Below are 15,563 nucleotides of genomic sequence, written 5' to 3'. Positions count from 1 at the left end.
GCGGGCGGGCACTCTGGCAACGCTTCCGGGCCGCACGGTTTGCCGGTAGGGTCGCGCGCACATGAGTGCCTCGCCCCACCCTCCCAACCGCTTCGCCCTTGCCTACGCGGGACTGATGGTCCGCCGCCCCGGCACGGTGCTGCTCGTCATCCTCGCGCTGCTCGCGGCCTCCGTGTGGGGCACGCTGAAGCTGACCATCAACTCCAACCAGCTCGATCTCATCTCCCAAGAGCTGGACGAGGTGAAGGACGTCAAGCGCATCATCGACATGGTGGGCGGCAGCGGCCACTTCATGCTCGCGCTGCGCTCCTCGGACGAGGCCACCCTCAAGCGCGTCTCGGATGACCTGGCGGCGATGATTCTCGCGGACAAGGAGCACGTCCGCTCCGTCAGCCACAAGCTGCCCGTCGAGTTCGCCCAGCAGAACATGGTCCTCTTCGTGAAGACGGAGGACCTGGCCGAGGGCAAGAAGCGCATCATGACCTACCTGAAGGACCAGCTGCGCCGCAACAACCCGTTCTTCATCGAGCTGAAGAAGACCGAGCCGGTGAAGCTGGACCTGCAGGACCTGGTCGACAAGTACTCCAGCGTCGGCAAGCGCAGCATCCGCGACGACTACAACATCTCGCCCGATCGCAAGATGATCATGATGCTCATCAAGCCGATGTGGGACACCAACGAGATCGGCCGGACGAAGGACTACGTCGACAAGCTGAACCGGGACCTGGCGCAGTACTCGGCCTCCAACGCCGCGGGCGTGAAGCTGGTGGAGGACTACGACTTGATGGGCGACGCGAAGACGGTCGCCTACGGCTACACGGGCTCCTACAAGACGTCGCTGGATGACTCGTACGCCATCGACGAGTCGCTGACGCCCGTGGCGTTCATCGCCTTCGTCTCCATCCTGCTCATCACCATCGTGTTCTTCCGCAAGTGGGCGCCCACGCTCATCGTGGTGAGCGGCATGGTGATTGGCACCCTCATCACCCTGGGCTTCACCTACGCGACGGTGGGCGAGCTCAACATGATCACCAGCATCCTGGGTGGCATCCTGATGGGGTTCGGCATCGACTACGGCATCCACTTCGTGTTCCGCACGCGGCTGGAGCTGGGCGCGGGCAAGCCGTACGACGTGGCCATCCGGGATGCCATCATCAACGCGGGCCGGCCCGCGCTGGTCTCCGCGGTGGTGACCTCCGGCTCCTTCTTCGTGCTGATGGTGAGCGAGTTCCGGGGCTTCAGCCAGTTCGGCTTCCTGGCCGGCTGCGGCACGCTCATCCTGGGCTTCACCCTGTTCGCGTGGAGCCCGGCGCTGCTGTCGCTCGCGGGCCGGCTCAACCCCGCCCTTCCCGAGAAGCTCATCGGCACCATGAAGCCCCCGGCCACCAGCAGCGCCACGGGCAAGGAGATCCGCCTGCCGCGCCCCGGGCTGATGCTGGGCATCAGCACCGTCATCGTCGCGCTGGTGTGCGCCGCCGCCGTGCCCTGGAACCCGGCGGAGCCACCCCAGGGCAAGGAGATGGGCTTCTTCGAGCGCCTGCAGTACGGCGTGCGCTTCAACTACAACACGCGCGCGCTGATGCCCGCGGGGCAGCCCTCCGTGCGCCTCCAGGATGAGATCAACGAGCGGTTCCAGATCTCCAGCGATCCCATCGCCGTCTACACGAAGACGCGCGAGGAGGCGAAGGAGGTCTACGACGAGCTGACGCAGAACCGCCAGAAGTACCCGACGATCGACCAGGTGGTGAGCGTCTACACCTTCGTCCCGCCGCCGGACATCGCCCAGGCCAACGCGAAGATTCTCGAGGAGTGGCAGGAGGAGCTGAAGGAGATCGACGTGGAGTCCCTGCCGCCGGAGATGCAGGAGAAGGCCGGCATCTTCATGAAGATGCTGTCGGCGCGGCCCTTCGACGTGAACGGCGTGCCGGACCTCTACGCCAAGCAGTTCCGCCACCTGCCCAGCACGAAGCCGGAGAACCACGGCTACCTGACGTTCATCTACCCGGGCGTGGACCTGTGGGACGGCAAGCTCATGCTCCAGTTCGCCGACGAGACGAGCGTCATCCACACCGCCTCGGGCAAGACGTTCCGCGCCTCGGGCTCCGCGCAGCTCTACTCGCGCCTGGCGCGCATCGTGCTGGCGGATGGCCGGCTCACGGTGCTCCTGGCCACGCTGTGGATCCTCGTCATGCACTTCGCCGACTTCCGCAGCGTGCCGCTGGCGCTCGCCTCGGTCATCCCGCTCACGGTGGGCCTGGCGATGATGTTGGGGTTCATGTCGCTGTTCGACCTGCGGCTGAACTTCATGAACGTCATCATCCTGCCCATCCTCCTGGGCTTCGGGGTGAGCCACGGCCTGTACCTGCTGCACCGCTTCTTGGAAGGCACCTCCCCGGTGGTGGCGCTGCGCAGCGTGGGGGCCGCGGTGGCCTCCTCCACGCTGACGGCGGTGGCGGGCTTCGGCGCCCTCCTGGCGGCGAGCCACAACGGCCTGCGCTCCATGGGCCTGGTGGCGTGCATCGGCCTCATCACCACGCTGGTGGTGTCCTTCACGGTGCTCGCCGCGGTGATGCAGCTCCTGCACGACCGGCGCGTGCGCAAGGGCGGCGGCCAGTCCCCCGGGGACTCCCTGCCGCCGGGCGCCTCCAAGGGCGAGACCCGGGCGGCCTGAGCCCGGGCGGCCCCTCGCGGGACACGGTTGAGTTGTGAATGGAGGCCCCACCGTGCGCGGTGGGGCCGGGAGAGGGAGAACATGACGACGAAGCGAATCGCGCTCACGCTGGGCCTGGCCCTGCTCACGGGCTGCTCCGCGGTGAAGAAGAGCACCATCCGCCCCGACTACGCGCAGGTGGACCAGCAACGCGTGAAGCGGCTGGTGGTGGTGACGCAGCCGCTGCCGGATGGCCAGCAGGCGGTGGGCGAGCTGTGGAGCCTCATCGCCCGCCAGTACGTCAACCAGAACCGCGACTTCCTGGTGAAGGAGAACGTCGCCACGCCGGACCCGCTGGACGACGCTGGCGTGCAGGCCCTGTGCGTCGAGGGCATCGAGGGCGTGCTCTGGCTGCACCCGCAGGTGAAGCGCACGAAGGACGGGGCGGAGGCCGCGGTCCACGCGCGGCTCGTGCGCTGCGGGGACGGAGAGGACGTCTGGAGCGCCGAGGCCGGCGGCAGCTGGAGCTCCCGCGACGACAAGTTCCGCGAGCGCACCGACCAGTACGTCTCGCAGCTGGGCCCCACCGTGGAGCCCTACGTCGTGCCCTCCTACAAGCTGCTCATGGCCACGCTCTCCACGCTGCCCAACCCGAAGCTCACCGAGCAGGACATCGACGAGAAGATCGAATTGGGCGAGTAGGGTTCCCCTCTGAACGGGAGCGCCGGAGTGAAACAGCTCACGCTGTTTCGTCAGCCTCGACAATTCCTCCCTAGTAGGAAGGTTGGATCCGCGCCAGCCGGTCGTTGACGCAAAAAAAAGATGGCATTACCCTGTTCATGGGTCTCACAAGCGGATCTCACTTGGGACGAGAGCAGGATCGCTCGGGCGTCTCGAGATCAGCAACTTCTCGGCCATTCGCGGACAGGGCGTTGGCAGCAGGTGAGCCGCCCTTCCCCGCGCCTTGCCGGTCCCATGGACCGGCGCTCCCAACCGTTCTTCTGGCCCCGCGCGGTGCGAGGGCCAGCGCGGGACTGTGTCCCGTGGTGTGTTCACCGTTGCAGGGGGTCATGCGTCATGATCGAGGCCAAGGATCTGTCCAAGAGCTATCCGACGACCACCGCGGTGCAGGGCGTGAGCATCCACGTCGGCCCGGGCGAGGTGGTGGGTGTGGTGGGCCCCCATGGGGCCGGGAAGACCACGCTCCTGCGCATGCTGGCGGGACTGCTGGCGCCCTCGTCGGGAGAGGCCATCGTGGCAGGCGTGAGCACCGCGGCGCAGCCCTTCCGCATCAAGAGCCGGGTGGGCTTCGTGTCCGGGGACCAGCCCCTGCCGCCCCACCCCACGCCGCGTGAGCTGCTCATCCAGCAGGGCCAGCTGCAGGGCCTGAGCAAGGACGTGATGGAGCGGCGCCTGGAAGACCTCATCAACACCTTCGAGATGGAGCGCTTCGCGGCGCTGCCGTGCGCCACGCTGACGGCCGAGCAGCGGCAGCGCACCAACTTGGCCTGCGCCTTCATGAAGGACCCGGCGGTGCTCATCCTGGACGAGCCCACGCACTCGCTGGACATGCTCAGCTCGCGCTTCCTGCACATCACCATCCGCGCGGCGCGGGAGGCGGGCCTGTCCGTGCTGCTGTCCTCGAGCGCGCTGGGGGATGCCGAGTCCCTGTGTGACCGGGTGGTGCTGCTGCACCGCGGCCGGGTGCTGGACCAGGGGACCATTCCCGAGGTGTGCGGCCACGTCGGGGTGCGCTCGCTGTCGGACGCCTTCCTCTGGCACCTGCCCCAACTGTCCGCCTGACGTCACCTGTCCCGCCCCGGAGGGCTGCCCGGAAGAGGACACCGCGACAACACACCGCAGGGGCGGCGGAAGGCAGCCCGTTACAGTGCCTCCCGCCATGTGGAAGCCCTGTCTCGCCCTTGCCGCAGCCCTGCTCCTCCTGACGCCGGTGAAGGCGTCCGCATGCGCCACCTGCGCCTGTGGGGACCCCACCCTCACCTCCATGGGCACCGAGCAGCCCTTCGCCGGGCGCCTGCGGCTGGCCAGCACCATGCGCGCCTGGGGGATTACCTCCGGGGCCAGCCAGGACAGCGCCATCTCCCTGCGGGAGCTGCGCATGGACGTGTCCGCGGCCTATGTGCCCCTGCCGTGGCTGACCCTGGCGGTGACGGTGCCGCTGCAGACGCGCACGGTGCGCGAGGTCAGCCTGGCGCGGGAGCGGGGCTGGGGAATCGGCGATGTGGAGGTCAGCGCCCGGGCCACCTTCTTCCGGGACCGGAACTTCGCCCCCAACCACCTCTTCAGCCTCATTGCCGGCGCGGAGCTGCCCACGGCCCGCACATTAAAGGATACGCAGGGCCGCCCGCTGTCCTTGGACGCCCAGCTCGGCAGCGGCTCCGTGGACCCCTTCGCCGGGGTGGCCTACACCGGCTTCCAGGATGAGTGGTCCTTCCTCGTGAGCGCCACCGGCTACCTGCCCACCCGGGGCCGGGAAGACTTCCGGGGCGGCTCCTCGCTGCGCGGTACGCTGGCCGTCCAGTACCAGCCCAAGGCCCGGTGGGCCCTGCGCCTGGCGGCGGACACGCGCCTGGAGGGCAACAGCGACACCCTCGGCGTGGCCGAGACCGAGGGCAGCGGCTTCATCGGCTTCCTCTCGCCCGATGTCCTCTTCAGCCCCACCACGGACATGGTGCTCCAGGCCGGGGTGCGCGTGCCCGTGCTCAACCGCCTGAACGGCTACGTCCGGCAGACGCCCATTCTCCAGGCCGCGCTCGTTTACGATCTCTAGCCCCGCCCCTCCCGAAGGCGCCTCGCCGCAGCGCGGCACCGAAGGTTTGACTTTGATAATGAATATCAATACCGTCCGCGCCATTCGCAGCCGGGAGTAGCGCGTCCTTCCCCCTCCGGAGGGCCCACCGGCCCAAGGGCGGAGGACGGGGCATGTCCGGGTGGTGGAGCTTCCTCATCGCGCTGTGCGCCCTGCCGGGGGTGGCCTGGAGCCAGGACCCTCCTGAGGCGCCCGCATCCGTGGAGCCCGTGCCCCCCGCGGAGGCCACAGCAGCCCCCGAGGAAACCCCCGTGGCCCAGACGGTGGTGACGGCCGCCCGCAGCCCGGAGCGGCTGGAGAACACCCCCGTGGCCACCGAGGTGATTACCCGGGCGGAGATCGTCGCCAGCGGGGCACGGGATGCCGCGGAGCTGCTGGCGGCCCACCCGGGCCTGGAGGTGGCCTCCACGTTCGCGGGCGCGAACCTGCGCGTCCAGGGGCTCGGCTCCGAGTACGCCCTGGTGCTCGTGGACGGGGAGCGCGTCACCGGCCGGGTGAACGGGGCCATCGATCTGTCGCGGCTGTCCATGGAGGACATCGAGCAGGTGGAGATCGTCAAGGGCCCCTCCTCGGTGCTCTATGGCAGCGACGCGGTGGCCGGCGTGGTGAACTTCATCACCCGGAAGGCCCGGAAGCCGCTCGGGGCGGACCTGCGCCTCTCCTATGGAAGTCTCCAGTGGATTGACTTGGACGCCACGGCCGAGGCCCGGCGCGAGGACTGGGGCCTGCGGGTGAGCGGAGGCCTCCAGCGCCGGGATGCGTATGACTTGGAGCCCCTGGACCTCAGCACCACGGGCAGCAGCCTGTCGGGCTTCAACGTGTCCGCGCGCGGGGACCTGAAGCGCGAGGGCCCGCTGGAGCTGTCGAGCACGGTGTCCTACGAGCGGCGCGTCCAGCGGGGCGTGGACCTGGGGGCCACCGGGGCCATCTTCGACCGCGCCAGCCGGGACGACGAGCTGACCGTGCGGCTGTCGCCCGCGTGGCGCCTGGGCGACGCGGTGACGCTGCGCACGGATGGGCACTACACGGGCTTCAAGCGGCGCTACGTGAACGACCAGCGCCAGGCCTCCGCGCTCGACACGGTGGAGGACACGCGCGACCAGCTCGCCCGGCTCGGCGGCCAGCTCGACGCGCGCCTGGGGGAGCGGCACGCCCTCGTGGCCGGGGTGGAGCTGCTCGGCGAGCACCTCACCTCGGACCGGCTGGAGGACGCCAGCGGCGAGCGGGGCCGCCTCTCCTTCTATGCCCAGGACACCTGGACGGTGGTGGCCCAGCCGAACCTGGCGCTCGTGCCCGGCGTGCGCCTGGATGCCGACTCCCAGTTCGGCACGGCCGTGACGCCACGGCTGGCGCTCCGGGTGGATCCGCTGTCCAAGCTCACGCTCCGGGCCAGCTACGGCTGGGGGCTGCGCGCGCCCAGCTTTCAGGAGCTGCTGCTCGACTTCGAGAACCCGGCCGTGGGCTACACCGTGCGCGGCAACCCGGACCTGAAGCCGGAGCGCTCGCGCAGCGTGACCGTGTCCGCGGAGGTCCGGCCCGCCAGCGCCTCGCTGCTGTGGCTGAACCTCTTCCAGCACTCGCTGCGGGACATGATCTCCTACAGCCTCCAGCAGGACCCGGAAGGCATGCGCTTCGTCTACGCCAACCTGGACCGGGCCAGCGTGCGCGGGGGCGAGGTGGGCGTGCGCCAGAAGCTGCCCGGCAGCGTGCAGCTGGAGCTGGGCTACACGCTCACCGACGGGCGCAACCGCGAGACGGATGAGCCGCTGGAGGGCCAGGCGCGCCACCGGCTCACGGGCCAGGTGACGTGGCGCTTCCGGCCCTGGGGACTGGAGACGTGGGTACGCGGCGCGCTCGTGGGCTCGCGTCCCTTCTACCCGGACACCGATGGCGACGGCGTGGCCGACCCCTACCGCTCCAAGTCCTACGTCACGCTGGATGCCCGCATCTCCCGGCAACTGCCCGCGGGCCTGCGCGTCTTCATCGCGGGCTCCAACCTGCTGGATGCAGGCAACCCCACGGACCTGCCCATTCCCCCCCGCGTCCTCCAAGCCGGCCTCTCGGCCCAGCTCTGACGCGCTTTCCCCCGAGGTTCTCTCCGCATGACCGTCTTCGCCTCCCGTTTCCCCCTCCTCCGCCGCGCGGCCTCCGCCCTGCTCCTCACGGGCTGGGTCGTGGCGTGCGGCCCCGACCTCCAGCCCGAGCCGGGCGAGCCTCCTCCCGAGGACCCGCCGGAGAACCCCCAGGACACGCACCTGCGCCACGTGGACAACGGGGATGGCACCTTCACCACCACGGTGGATGCCACGAACCAGACGGAGTGGATCGGCCTGGACCTGGACACGCGCCGCCAGGAGAACGCGAACGAGGACGCCAAGTGGGACGTGGCCTTCCAGCGCTTCCATGTCCGCTCGCGCGGGGGCTCGAGCGGCACAGGCGGGGTAGAGGTGGCGATGCTGGCCGGCGCGGACCTCACGCAGGTGCTCCAGGCGCCCCAGGCCGGCTACGCCGTCGACGCGGTGGACGGCGAGGATGCCGACACCCACCCGGACACTCCCTTTGAGGTGGGCGAGGGCTGGTACAGCTATGACCTGGGGACGCACAAGCTCACGCCCCGCACGCAGGTCTACGTCGTCCGCTCGGACGCGGGCGCCTTCTTCAAGCTCCAGTTCACCAGCTACTACGACACGGCCGGGACGCCCGGCATGCTCCAGCTCCGCTGGGGCCCGGTGCTGGCCCCGGGGGCCTCGGAGCTGCAGATGAACGCCGAGAGCTCCGGCGAGTGGGTCTACCTCCAGGCGGGCAAGGGCGTGGTGCAGGTTCAGACAGGCGGCGGGGACCGTTCCGTCACTCGGACTCCAGGCGCGCATGGAGCGCATCCCGGAAGCGGAGAATCTCGCCCTTGAGGGCCTGAATCTCCCCCGGGGTGCGGCCCGAGGCCTCCAGCAGCGCGCGTGGGATGCACTCGGCCCGGGTGCGGAGCGCCCGGCCCGGGGCCGTCAGCCCAATGCGCACCTGCCGCTCGTCCTGGGGATCCCGGGCTCTCACCACGAGGCCCGCCGCCTCGAGCCGCTTCAGCAGCGGCGTGAGCGTCCCGGAGTCCAGGTGCAGCCGGTCGCCCAGCGCCTTCACCGTCAGGCCCTCCTCCTCCCACAACACGAGCATCACCAGATACTGCGGGTAGGTGAGGCCCAGGTCTTCCAGCAGGGAGCGGTAGGTGCGCTGCAGGGCATGGACCGCCGAGTAGAGCGAGAAGCAGAGCTGCTCGCTCAGGTGCAGGGGATCTGAACGCTTCTTGGGCATGGGACTCGGCCTCCCGGGGCTGGAAGCCCCTGGAGACAACGATGGTCCCGGGATTCATTGCGCGCAATATGATTGGCTACTTCTTCAGGGCTTCCTTCAGCGCCTGGCTGGCCTGCTGAATGGCAGCCCGGGCCGCCGGGGTGTCCGCGACGGCATTGAGCATCACGAAGTCGTGAATCGTGCCCAGGTACCGGGTGGCGGTGACGCGGACGCCCGACTGCGAGAGCTTCCGGGCATACGCCTCGCCCTCGTCGCGCAGCACGTCGTTCTCATCGGTGATGACCAGGGCGGGGGGCAGGCCGCGCAGCTCGTCGAGGGAGGCACGCAGCGGGGAAGCCAGGATGTTCGCCCGGTCCGCGTCATCGCGGACGTACTGCGCCCAGAACCACTCCATCGCCGGCTTCGTGAGCCAGGGGCCATTCTGGAACTCGCGGTAGGAGTCCGTGGTGAAGGCCGCATCGGTCACCGGATAGAAGAGCACCTGGTACCGGAACTTCGGCGTGCCCCGCTGCTTCGCCATGAGCGTCACCGCGGCCGTCATGTCACCGCCCACGCTGTCGCCGGCGATGGCCAGGCGCGAGCCGTCGAGCTTCGCTTCCTTGCCATGCTCGGCCACCCACTTGGCCACCGCATAGGACTGCTCGATGGCGACGGGGAAGCGGGCCTCGGGAGAAGGGCTGTAGTTGACGAACACGATGGCCGCCTGCGTGCCCACGGCCAGCTCGCGCACGAGCCGGTCATGGGTGTCCTTGTCCCCCAGTACCCAGCCACCGCCGTGAATGTAGATGACCGCGGGAAGGACCCCGGAGACACCCTTCGGACGGACAATGCGAATGGAGACCTTGCCCAGCTCGCCCCCGCCCGGAATGGTCCGGTCCTCGATGGCCGCGTCCGGCTTCTTCACCTCCCCAGCCTGGGCTCCACGCAGCACCTCGCGGGCGTCCTTCGGCGGCAGCGTGTAGATGGGAGGACCTCCCGCCTTGGCCAGGCTGTCCACGAATGCCTGCGTGGAGGGCTCGAGCGGCGCGGCAACGGCATGGGGGGCGGACACCGCCAGAAGACCGGCGGCCGCCAGGGAAGACAACTTCATGAGATGGGCTCCTGTGATTGCGCTCAGGGCGCAGGTTGGTAAGAACACTTAACTTAATTGCGCGCAATTCAATTGCCGTCAATTTCAAATGCTGTGTTTTTGAGGTCGACCGATGCGTTCGAATCCGTACACTCCGCGCCGTGATGACTGCCTTCCGCCCTCTCTTGCTGCTCTCGCTTGTGCTGTCCCTGGCCCTCCTTCCCGCTGCCTGCGGGGAGGACAAAACCGGAGGAAACCCTCCCGCCGATGCAGGAGGTGACCCAGGCGACGCGGGGGACCTCCCGGATGCAGGCGGCCCGGGCGACGCGGGAGACCCCAGCGGCCCGGGCGACGCGGGAGACCTGGGCGACGCGGGTGAGCCAGGCGATGCGGGCGGGCCGGCCGACGCAGGCGAGCCGGGCGACGCGGGCGATGGCGGCGGAACGGATGGAGGGCCGCCCTCGGCGGATCCCGCCGAGCCGCTGTTCTCGGGGGCTCACATCTCCCGCATCGAGATCACCGCCTCGCAGGAGGCCCTCGCGGCCCTTCAGGCAGACCCCGACACGTATGTGAAGGGGGCCCTCCGCATGCAGATTGGACCGCAGACCCTGGACCTGCCGGAGATTGGCTTCCGCCTGAAGGGCCAGCTCGGCTCCTTCCGCCCGCTCAGCCAGAAGGCCGCCTTCGTGCTCAAGTTCGACAAGTTTGACGATGACCAGGCCCTGCTCGGCCTGAAGAAGCTGACCCTCAACAACATGGTGCAGGACCCGAGCATGATTCACGAGCGGCTCGGCTATGCGCTCTTCCGGGCCATGGAGGTGCCCGCCCCCCGGGCCGCGCACGCCACGGTCCGCATCAACGGCGCGCTGTATGGCGTCTACGCCGTCATCGAATCCACCGACAACTCCGTCTTCCTCAAGCGCTGGTTCGGCAGCCACAAGGGCAACCTGTACGAGGGCCAGTACGGCAGCGATTTCTACCCGGGCATGGAGGCCACCTTCGAGCTGGACAAGGGCGAGGACGTGAACTTCGCCGATATCGCCGCGCTCGCGCAGGCGCTCGACCAGATGACCAACCCGGCCACGTTCCTGGAGGACGTGGCCCAGGTCATCGACATCGACAGCTACCTGCGCTTCGCAGCCACGGAGCTCTTCATCGGCCACTGGGACGGCTACGTCTCCTACCGGAACAACTTCATGATCTACCGCCGCCCCTCGGACTCGCGGTGGGTCTTCATCCCCTGGGGCATCGACCAGACCTTCGGCCAGTACACCGACACGTGGGCGGCGCACGGGCGCTTGCAGCGGATGTGTGTCGAGTCGCTCCCCTGCCGGCAGCGGCTGGCCCAGGCCTACGAGCAGGTGCTCCAGCGGGTCTCGGACCTGGCGATGGTGGACCAGGCCGTGGCGCTGGCCACCTTCCTCTGGGCGGACGTGCACGAGGACTCGCGCAAGGAAGTGGATGTGGGAACGGTGTTCAACAAGATGACCGAGGCCATCGACTTCCTGAAGAACCGGCCCACCGACGTCCGCTTGCGGCTCGGGTGCATTGATCCGGCGAACTGCGAGCGGTGCGTCATGACGCCGGCGCCCACGGGCGGCCAGCTCGCGTTCTGCACGGAGACGGTGAGCTGGGCGGCGGCCGAGTCGGACTGCGTGGCCCAGGGCGGGCACCTCGCCTCCATCCACGACCGGGCGACCCAGGACGCCGTGCGCGCGGGGGCCCGGGCGCTGTCGATTGGCCCTTGGTGGTTTGGCCTGAACGACTTGGCCGAGGAGGGCACCTTCGAGTGGAGCGACAAGACGCCCGTCAACTTCACCCTGTGGGCCCCCAGCGAGCCCAACAACCAGGACAACGCCGAGGACTGCGCGCAGCTCTACGGGGCGGCCGGCACCTGGAACGACGTGACGTGCTCGGGCATGGCCAGCTACGTGTGCGCCCTGCCCCCGCCCCCGGCCCCCTGATCAACCCGGGGTGCCGGGCGGGCGGTGCAGCGTCTCCGCCGCGTACAGGGTGTTCTCCAGCAGGCTGGCGCGGGTCATCGGGCCCACGCCGCCTGGCACCGGGGTGATCCACCCGGCGCGCGCCAGCGCCGGGGCGAACTCCACGTCCCCCACCAGCTTGCCATCCGCCTGACGGTTGATGCCGACGTCGATGACGATGGCGCCCTCCTTGATCCACTCGCCCTTCACGAGGCCGGGCTTGCCCGCGGCCACCACCAGCAGGTCCGCCTGGCCCACGTGGCGGGCGAGCTCCCGCGTGAAGCGGTGGGTGACGGTCACGGTGCACCCGGCCAGGAGCAGCTCCAGCGCCATCGGCCGGCCCACGATGTTGGACGCGCTCACCACCACCGCGTTCAGGCCGTACGTGTCCACCCCGGTGCTGGCCAGCAGGGTCATGATGCCCTTGGGGGTGCAGGGGCGCAGCAGGGGGATGCGCTGGGCCAGGCGCCCGACGTTGTAGGGATGGAACCCGTCCACGTCCTTGTCCGGCCGGATGCGCTCCAGGAGCTGCGAGGCGTCCAGGTGGGCGGGCAGCGGCAGCTGCACGAGGATGCCATCGATGGCCGGATCCGCGTTGAGGCGGTCGATGAGCGACAGCAGCTCGGCCTGCGGCGTCTCCGCGGGCAAGTCATGCGCCACCGACAGGATGCCGACCTCCTCGCAGTCCTTGCGCTTGTGGGAGACGTAGACCTGTGAGGCCGGATCCGTCCCCACCAGGATGACGGCGAGCCCCGGGACGCGGAGCCCCTGTTGCCGCCGCTCGCTGACGCGTTGGGCAATGTGCTGGCGGATCTGGGTGGCGATCGCCTTGCCGTCGAGCAGTTGTGCAGTCATGAGAAGGGCGCGCACTCTGGCACCGCTCCCCAGGGGACTCCAGCGTGGCCCCTTCCGTGAAGGGTGAAGTCAACACAATCCGGGTCCTGCACAGCCCGCCAAAGCAGTGAAAACCCGATTGCCGGAACTCCTGGCGAGAATGCAGACTGACGCTGCCGTGTTGGGGGGTCGATAGGAGGCCGCCCGTCCCTCGGTGCGGCACGCATGAAACATTGCGTTCACGTGAAAGGATCAATCCCGTGCAAGCTCGTGGCTCCCCTCGGCCCCGTTCCACCTGGCACCGCTGTTCCCTCTCACTGACGCTCGCCTCGGGGCTGGCGCTGGCCTGCGGCCCGGCGCCCGAGGAGGGAGCCCCCCTGACGGCGCAGTCGGCTGCGGCCCTGTCGGACGCGCCTCAGCCCACCGCCACCACCGAGCTCGTCACCAACGGCACCTTCGGCAGCGGCGCGGTGGCCCCCTGGTGGAACAACGCCAGCACCCAGGTCCGCGTCGAGAACGGCCGGCTGCGGGTCGATGTCGCCGGCACCGCCAACCTGTGGGACGCCATCATCGGCCAGAGCGGCATTCCGCTGGTGAGCGGCAAGGCGTACACGCTGTCCTTCAAGGCCTCGGCCTCGTCCAACTTCACCGTGCGCACGACGGTGCAGCAGGAGAGCGCCCCCTACACCTCGGTGCTCACCCAGCAGTTCTCGGTCACCACCACCCCGCAGCAGTTCTCGTTCCCCTTCACCTCGTCGCTGAGCACAAGCCAGGGCCAGGTCACCTTCCAGCTCGGGGGGCGCTCCGCGGCGGCCACCTTCTTCCTGGATGACATCTCCCTCACCACGGACGGCACCACCCAGCCCCCGCCCGGCGGCTCGGGCCCCATCGCCATGACGAGCGGCTTCTACGTGGATCCCAACACGGGGGCCGCGGGCTGGGTGCGCGCCAACGGCGGGGACTCGCGGGCCTCGCGCATCCAGGCGTCCATCGCGAGCAAGCCGGGTGCGCGTTGGTTCGGCAACTGGAGCGGGGACATCGGCGCGGCAGTGTCCAGCTACGTCTCGGCGGCCGATGCCGCCGACAAGCTGCCGGTGCTGGTGGCCTACAACATCCCCGGCCGGGATTGCGGCAGCCACTCGGGGGGCGGCGCGGGCAGCCCCGAGGCCTACCGGGCGTGGATCTCCGCGTTCGCCACGGCGATCGGCAACCGGCCCGCCATCGTCATCATCGAGCCGGACGCGGTGGCCCAGCTCGACTGCCTGTCGAATGACTCCGAGCGACAGGTGCGCCTGGGGCTGCTGCGCCATGCCACCGAGCAACTGCGCGACAAGGCGGTGAACACGTGGACGTATCTCGACGGCGGGAACGCCCAGTGGATCGCCGCGGACACGATGGCGCAGCGGCTCGACTCCGCCGGGGTGAAGAACATCCGGGGCTTCGCGCTCAACGTGTCGAACTTCTACACCACGGCTCAGTCGAACACGTACGGCACGTCGGTCAGCAACGCGCTGTCCAGCCGCTACGGCTACACGAAGACGTTCGTCGTGGACACCAGCCGCAACGGCAACGGCTCCAGCGGTGAGTGGTGTAATCCCGGCGGGCGCAAGCTGGGCGCCACGTCCCAGGTGAACACCGGCACGGGCGCCGAGTTGCTGCTGTGGGTGAAGTCCGTCGGTGAATCCGACGGCTATTGCGGCATCGCCCCGGGCGCCGCCGCCGGGCAGTTCAGCCCGGACCTGGCCATCCGGCTGATCGACGGCACCTGAGCCCCGGGGGCTGCGCTACCGTGGCCCCTTCCTGATGACGCCGCCCTCCGGGACCGAAGACCGCGCTCGCTTCCGTGTGAGGGCCCTGACCGGGGCCACGCTGCTGGGCGCGGCCCTGGCCCATGCAGCCCACATTCCCGCGGGCGCCCTGCTCGGCGGGATGGCGGTGTCCCTGACGGCGGCCCTCACGCTGTCGGTCCACGTGCCCGTCCCACGGGGGTTGCTGCTGGGCGCGCAGGCGGTGCTGGGGACCGCCATCTGCGCCTCGCTCACGCCCGAGGCCTGGGCCACGCTCGCGGAGAACTGGCCCATCGCGCTCCTCAACGTGGTGGGCGTGGTGGGGGTCTCCCAGGCCGTGGCACTCCTCTTCAGCCGGTGGACGGGCGTGGATTCCCTCACCGCCACCCTTGGCCTGCTGCCCGGCGGCGCCTCCGCCATGACGGCCCTGAGTGGCGAGGTGGGCGCCGATGAGCGGCTGGTGACGTTCTTCCAGTACCTGCGCCTGGGGGTCGTCATCCTCGTGGCGGTGGGGGTGAGCCGCTGGGCCGGGACAACCCCCGCCACGGCCCCCGCCCCGGTGGAGGGGCTCCCCCCGCCCGCCCTGCCGTGGATGGCCTGGGGCGTGTCCGCGCTCGTCGCCGCCGGGGGCGCGGCGGTGGGCACGTGGCTGAAGCTGCCCGCGGGGGCCTTCCTGGGCCCGCTCCTGGTGGGCATCCCGCTCACGGCCCTGGGCGTCACCGTGGGGGTGTGGCCCCTGGGGCTGTTGCCCCTGTCGCTCTGGGCCATTGGGACGCGCGTGGGCAGCCACTTCGACGAGGGGGCGGTGCGCGAGCTGAAGCGCGTGGCCCTGGCCGCGCTGGTGGCCGCCATGGCCCTCGTGGCCGGGTGTGCCCTGCTGGCCTGGGGCTGGTCGGCCCTGGGAAACGTGGACGTGCTCACCGCTTACTTCGCCACGTCTCCCGGAGGGGCGGACTCGGTGCTCGCCATCGCCCTGGGCACCCCCGCCAGCCTCACGCTGGTGCTCGCCGTGCAGGTCGGGCGGGTGCTCTTCATCTTCCTCGTGGCCCCGCTCTACCTGCGGCGCATGGCCAGACGCCGGTGAGCGGCCCCAAGCCTACGCGTGAAT

12 protein-coding genes are annotated in these 15,563 nt (G+C 69.7%); 9 read left to right on the top strand and 3 right to left on the bottom strand.

The annotated features are described in order from the left end of the window. The first annotated feature begins 61 nt into the window (after positions 1 to 61). From KY661_RS01580 to KY661_RS01555, 6 genes are all read left to right on the top strand, one after another. Positions 62 to 2,671 carry an efflux RND transporter permease subunit gene (locus KY661_RS01580; RefSeq protein ID WP_225408493.1) on the top strand — a complete coding sequence of 870 codons (2,610 nt, stop codon included), beginning with the start codon at positions 62 to 64 and terminating at the stop codon, positions 2,669 to 2,671. Between the two features lie 81 nt (positions 2,672 to 2,752). After that, positions 2,753 to 3,352 carry an MXAN_6521/LA_1396 family lipoprotein gene (locus KY661_RS01575; RefSeq protein WP_225408492.1) on the top strand — a complete coding sequence of 200 codons (600 nt, stop codon included), beginning with the start codon at positions 2,753 to 2,755 and terminating at the stop codon, positions 3,350 to 3,352. 375 nt (positions 3,353 to 3,727) lie between these two features. Continuing rightward, positions 3,728 to 4,453 (top strand): ATP-binding cassette domain-containing protein, encoded by a 726-nt coding sequence (locus KY661_RS01570; protein WP_225408491.1) that lies wholly within the window; start codon positions 3,728 to 3,730, stop codon positions 4,451 to 4,453. A 97-nt stretch (positions 4,454 to 4,550) separates the two neighbouring features. Beyond that, positions 4,551 to 5,441 carry a transporter gene (locus tag KY661_RS01565; protein WP_225408490.1) on the top strand — a complete coding sequence of 297 codons (891 nt, stop codon included), beginning with the start codon at positions 4,551 to 4,553 and terminating at the stop codon, positions 5,439 to 5,441. A 152-nt stretch (positions 5,442 to 5,593) separates the two neighbouring features. Further along, positions 5,594 to 7,555, top strand: a complete 1,962-nt coding sequence (locus KY661_RS01560) for a TonB-dependent receptor plug domain-containing protein (protein ID WP_225408489.1) — start codon at positions 5,594 to 5,596, stop codon at positions 7,553 to 7,555. Positions 7,556 to 7,582: 27 nt separating this feature from the next. Beyond that, positions 7,583 to 8,386, top strand: coding sequence for an HmuY family protein (locus tag KY661_RS01555; RefSeq protein WP_225408488.1), 804 nt, complete (start codon positions 7,583 to 7,585; stop codon positions 8,384 to 8,386). On the opposite strand, the gene KY661_RS01550 is transcribed toward KY661_RS01555, so the two are convergent. Both KY661_RS01550 and KY661_RS01545 read right to left on the bottom strand, forming a co-directional pair. Continuing rightward, the gene (locus tag KY661_RS01550; protein WP_225408487.1) at positions 8,328 to 8,783 is read right to left on the bottom strand and encodes a MarR family winged helix-turn-helix transcriptional regulator; all 456 of its coding nucleotides are present in this window, start codon (positions 8,781 to 8,783) and stop codon (positions 8,328 to 8,330) included. The two genes, KY661_RS01555 and KY661_RS01550, sit on opposite strands and share 59 nt — an antisense overlap. 76 nt (positions 8,784 to 8,859) lie before the next feature. Beyond that, on the bottom strand, positions 8,860 to 9,873 hold the full coding sequence (locus KY661_RS01545; protein WP_225408486.1) for an alpha/beta hydrolase: 1,014 nt from the start codon (positions 9,871 to 9,873) through the stop codon (positions 8,860 to 8,862). A 164-nt stretch (positions 9,874 to 10,037) separates the two neighbouring features. Here KY661_RS01545 and KY661_RS01540 point away from each other — a divergent pair, with 164 nt between their 5' ends. Then, positions 10,038 to 11,816 (top strand): CotH kinase family protein, encoded by a 1,779-nt coding sequence (locus tag KY661_RS01540; protein WP_225408485.1) that lies wholly within the window; start codon positions 10,038 to 10,040, stop codon positions 11,814 to 11,816. Here KY661_RS01540 and folD read toward each other — a convergent pair whose 3' ends face one another. Next, positions 11,817 to 12,689 carry a bifunctional methylenetetrahydrofolate dehydrogenase/methenyltetrahydrofolate cyclohydrolase FolD gene (gene folD, locus KY661_RS01535; RefSeq protein WP_225408484.1) on the bottom strand — a complete coding sequence of 291 codons (873 nt, stop codon included), beginning with the start codon at positions 12,687 to 12,689 and terminating at the stop codon, positions 11,817 to 11,819. It lies immediately after the preceding gene. Between the two features lie 230 nt (positions 12,690 to 12,919). On the opposite strand from folD, the gene KY661_RS01530 reads away from it, so the two are divergent. Next, on the top strand, positions 12,920 to 14,437 hold the full coding sequence (locus tag KY661_RS01530) for a glycoside hydrolase family 6 protein (protein WP_398577138.1): 1,518 nt from the start codon (positions 12,920 to 12,922) through the stop codon (positions 14,435 to 14,437). Positions 14,438 to 14,513: 76 nt separating this feature from the next. Further along, positions 14,514 to 15,539 carry an AbrB family transcriptional regulator gene (locus KY661_RS01525; RefSeq protein ID WP_225408482.1) on the top strand — a complete coding sequence of 342 codons (1,026 nt, stop codon included), beginning with the start codon at positions 14,514 to 14,516 and terminating at the stop codon, positions 15,537 to 15,539. Positions 15,540 to 15,563 lie beyond the last annotated feature (24 nt).

The sequence above is a fragment of the Allostigmatella hybrida genome (assembly GCF_020103775.1).
Classification (GTDB): Bacteria; Myxococcota; Myxococcia; order Myxococcales; family Myxococcaceae; genus Hyalangium; species Hyalangium aurantiaca.
The sequence above is the reverse complement of the archived record's forward strand: the minus strand, read 5'-3'. Positions and strand labels throughout refer to the sequence as shown.

What these genes read in the sequence shown, in the direction of transcription:
- KY661_RS01580 (WP_225408493.1), top strand. Translation starts at nt 62, where the DNA reads ATGAGTGCCTCGCCCCACCCTCCCAACCGCTTCGCCCTTGCCTACGCG.
- KY661_RS01575 (WP_225408492.1), top strand. Translation starts at nt 2,753, where the DNA reads ATGACGACGAAGCGAATCGCGCTCACGCTGGGCCTGGCCCTGCTCACG.
- KY661_RS01570 (WP_225408491.1), top strand. Translation starts at nt 3,728, where the DNA reads ATGATCGAGGCCAAGGATCTGTCCAAGAGCTATCCGACGACCACCGCG.
- KY661_RS01565 (WP_225408490.1), top strand. Translation starts at nt 4,551, where the DNA reads ATGTGGAAGCCCTGTCTCGCCCTTGCCGCAGCCCTGCTCCTCCTGACG.
- KY661_RS01560 (WP_225408489.1), top strand. Translation starts at nt 5,594, where the DNA reads ATGTCCGGGTGGTGGAGCTTCCTCATCGCGCTGTGCGCCCTGCCGGGG.
- KY661_RS01555 (WP_225408488.1), top strand. Translation starts at nt 7,583, where the DNA reads ATGACCGTCTTCGCCTCCCGTTTCCCCCTCCTCCGCCGCGCGGCCTCC.
- KY661_RS01550 (WP_225408487.1), bottom strand. Translation starts at nt 8,783, where the DNA reads ATGCCCAAGAAGCGTTCAGATCCCCTGCACCTGAGCGAGCAGCTCTGC.
- KY661_RS01545 (WP_225408486.1), bottom strand. Translation starts at nt 9,873, where the DNA reads ATGAAGTTGTCTTCCCTGGCGGCCGCCGGTCTTCTGGCGGTGTCCGCC.
- folD (WP_225408484.1), bottom strand. Translation starts at nt 12,689, where the DNA reads ATGACTGCACAACTGCTCGACGGCAAGGCGATCGCCACCCAGATCCGC.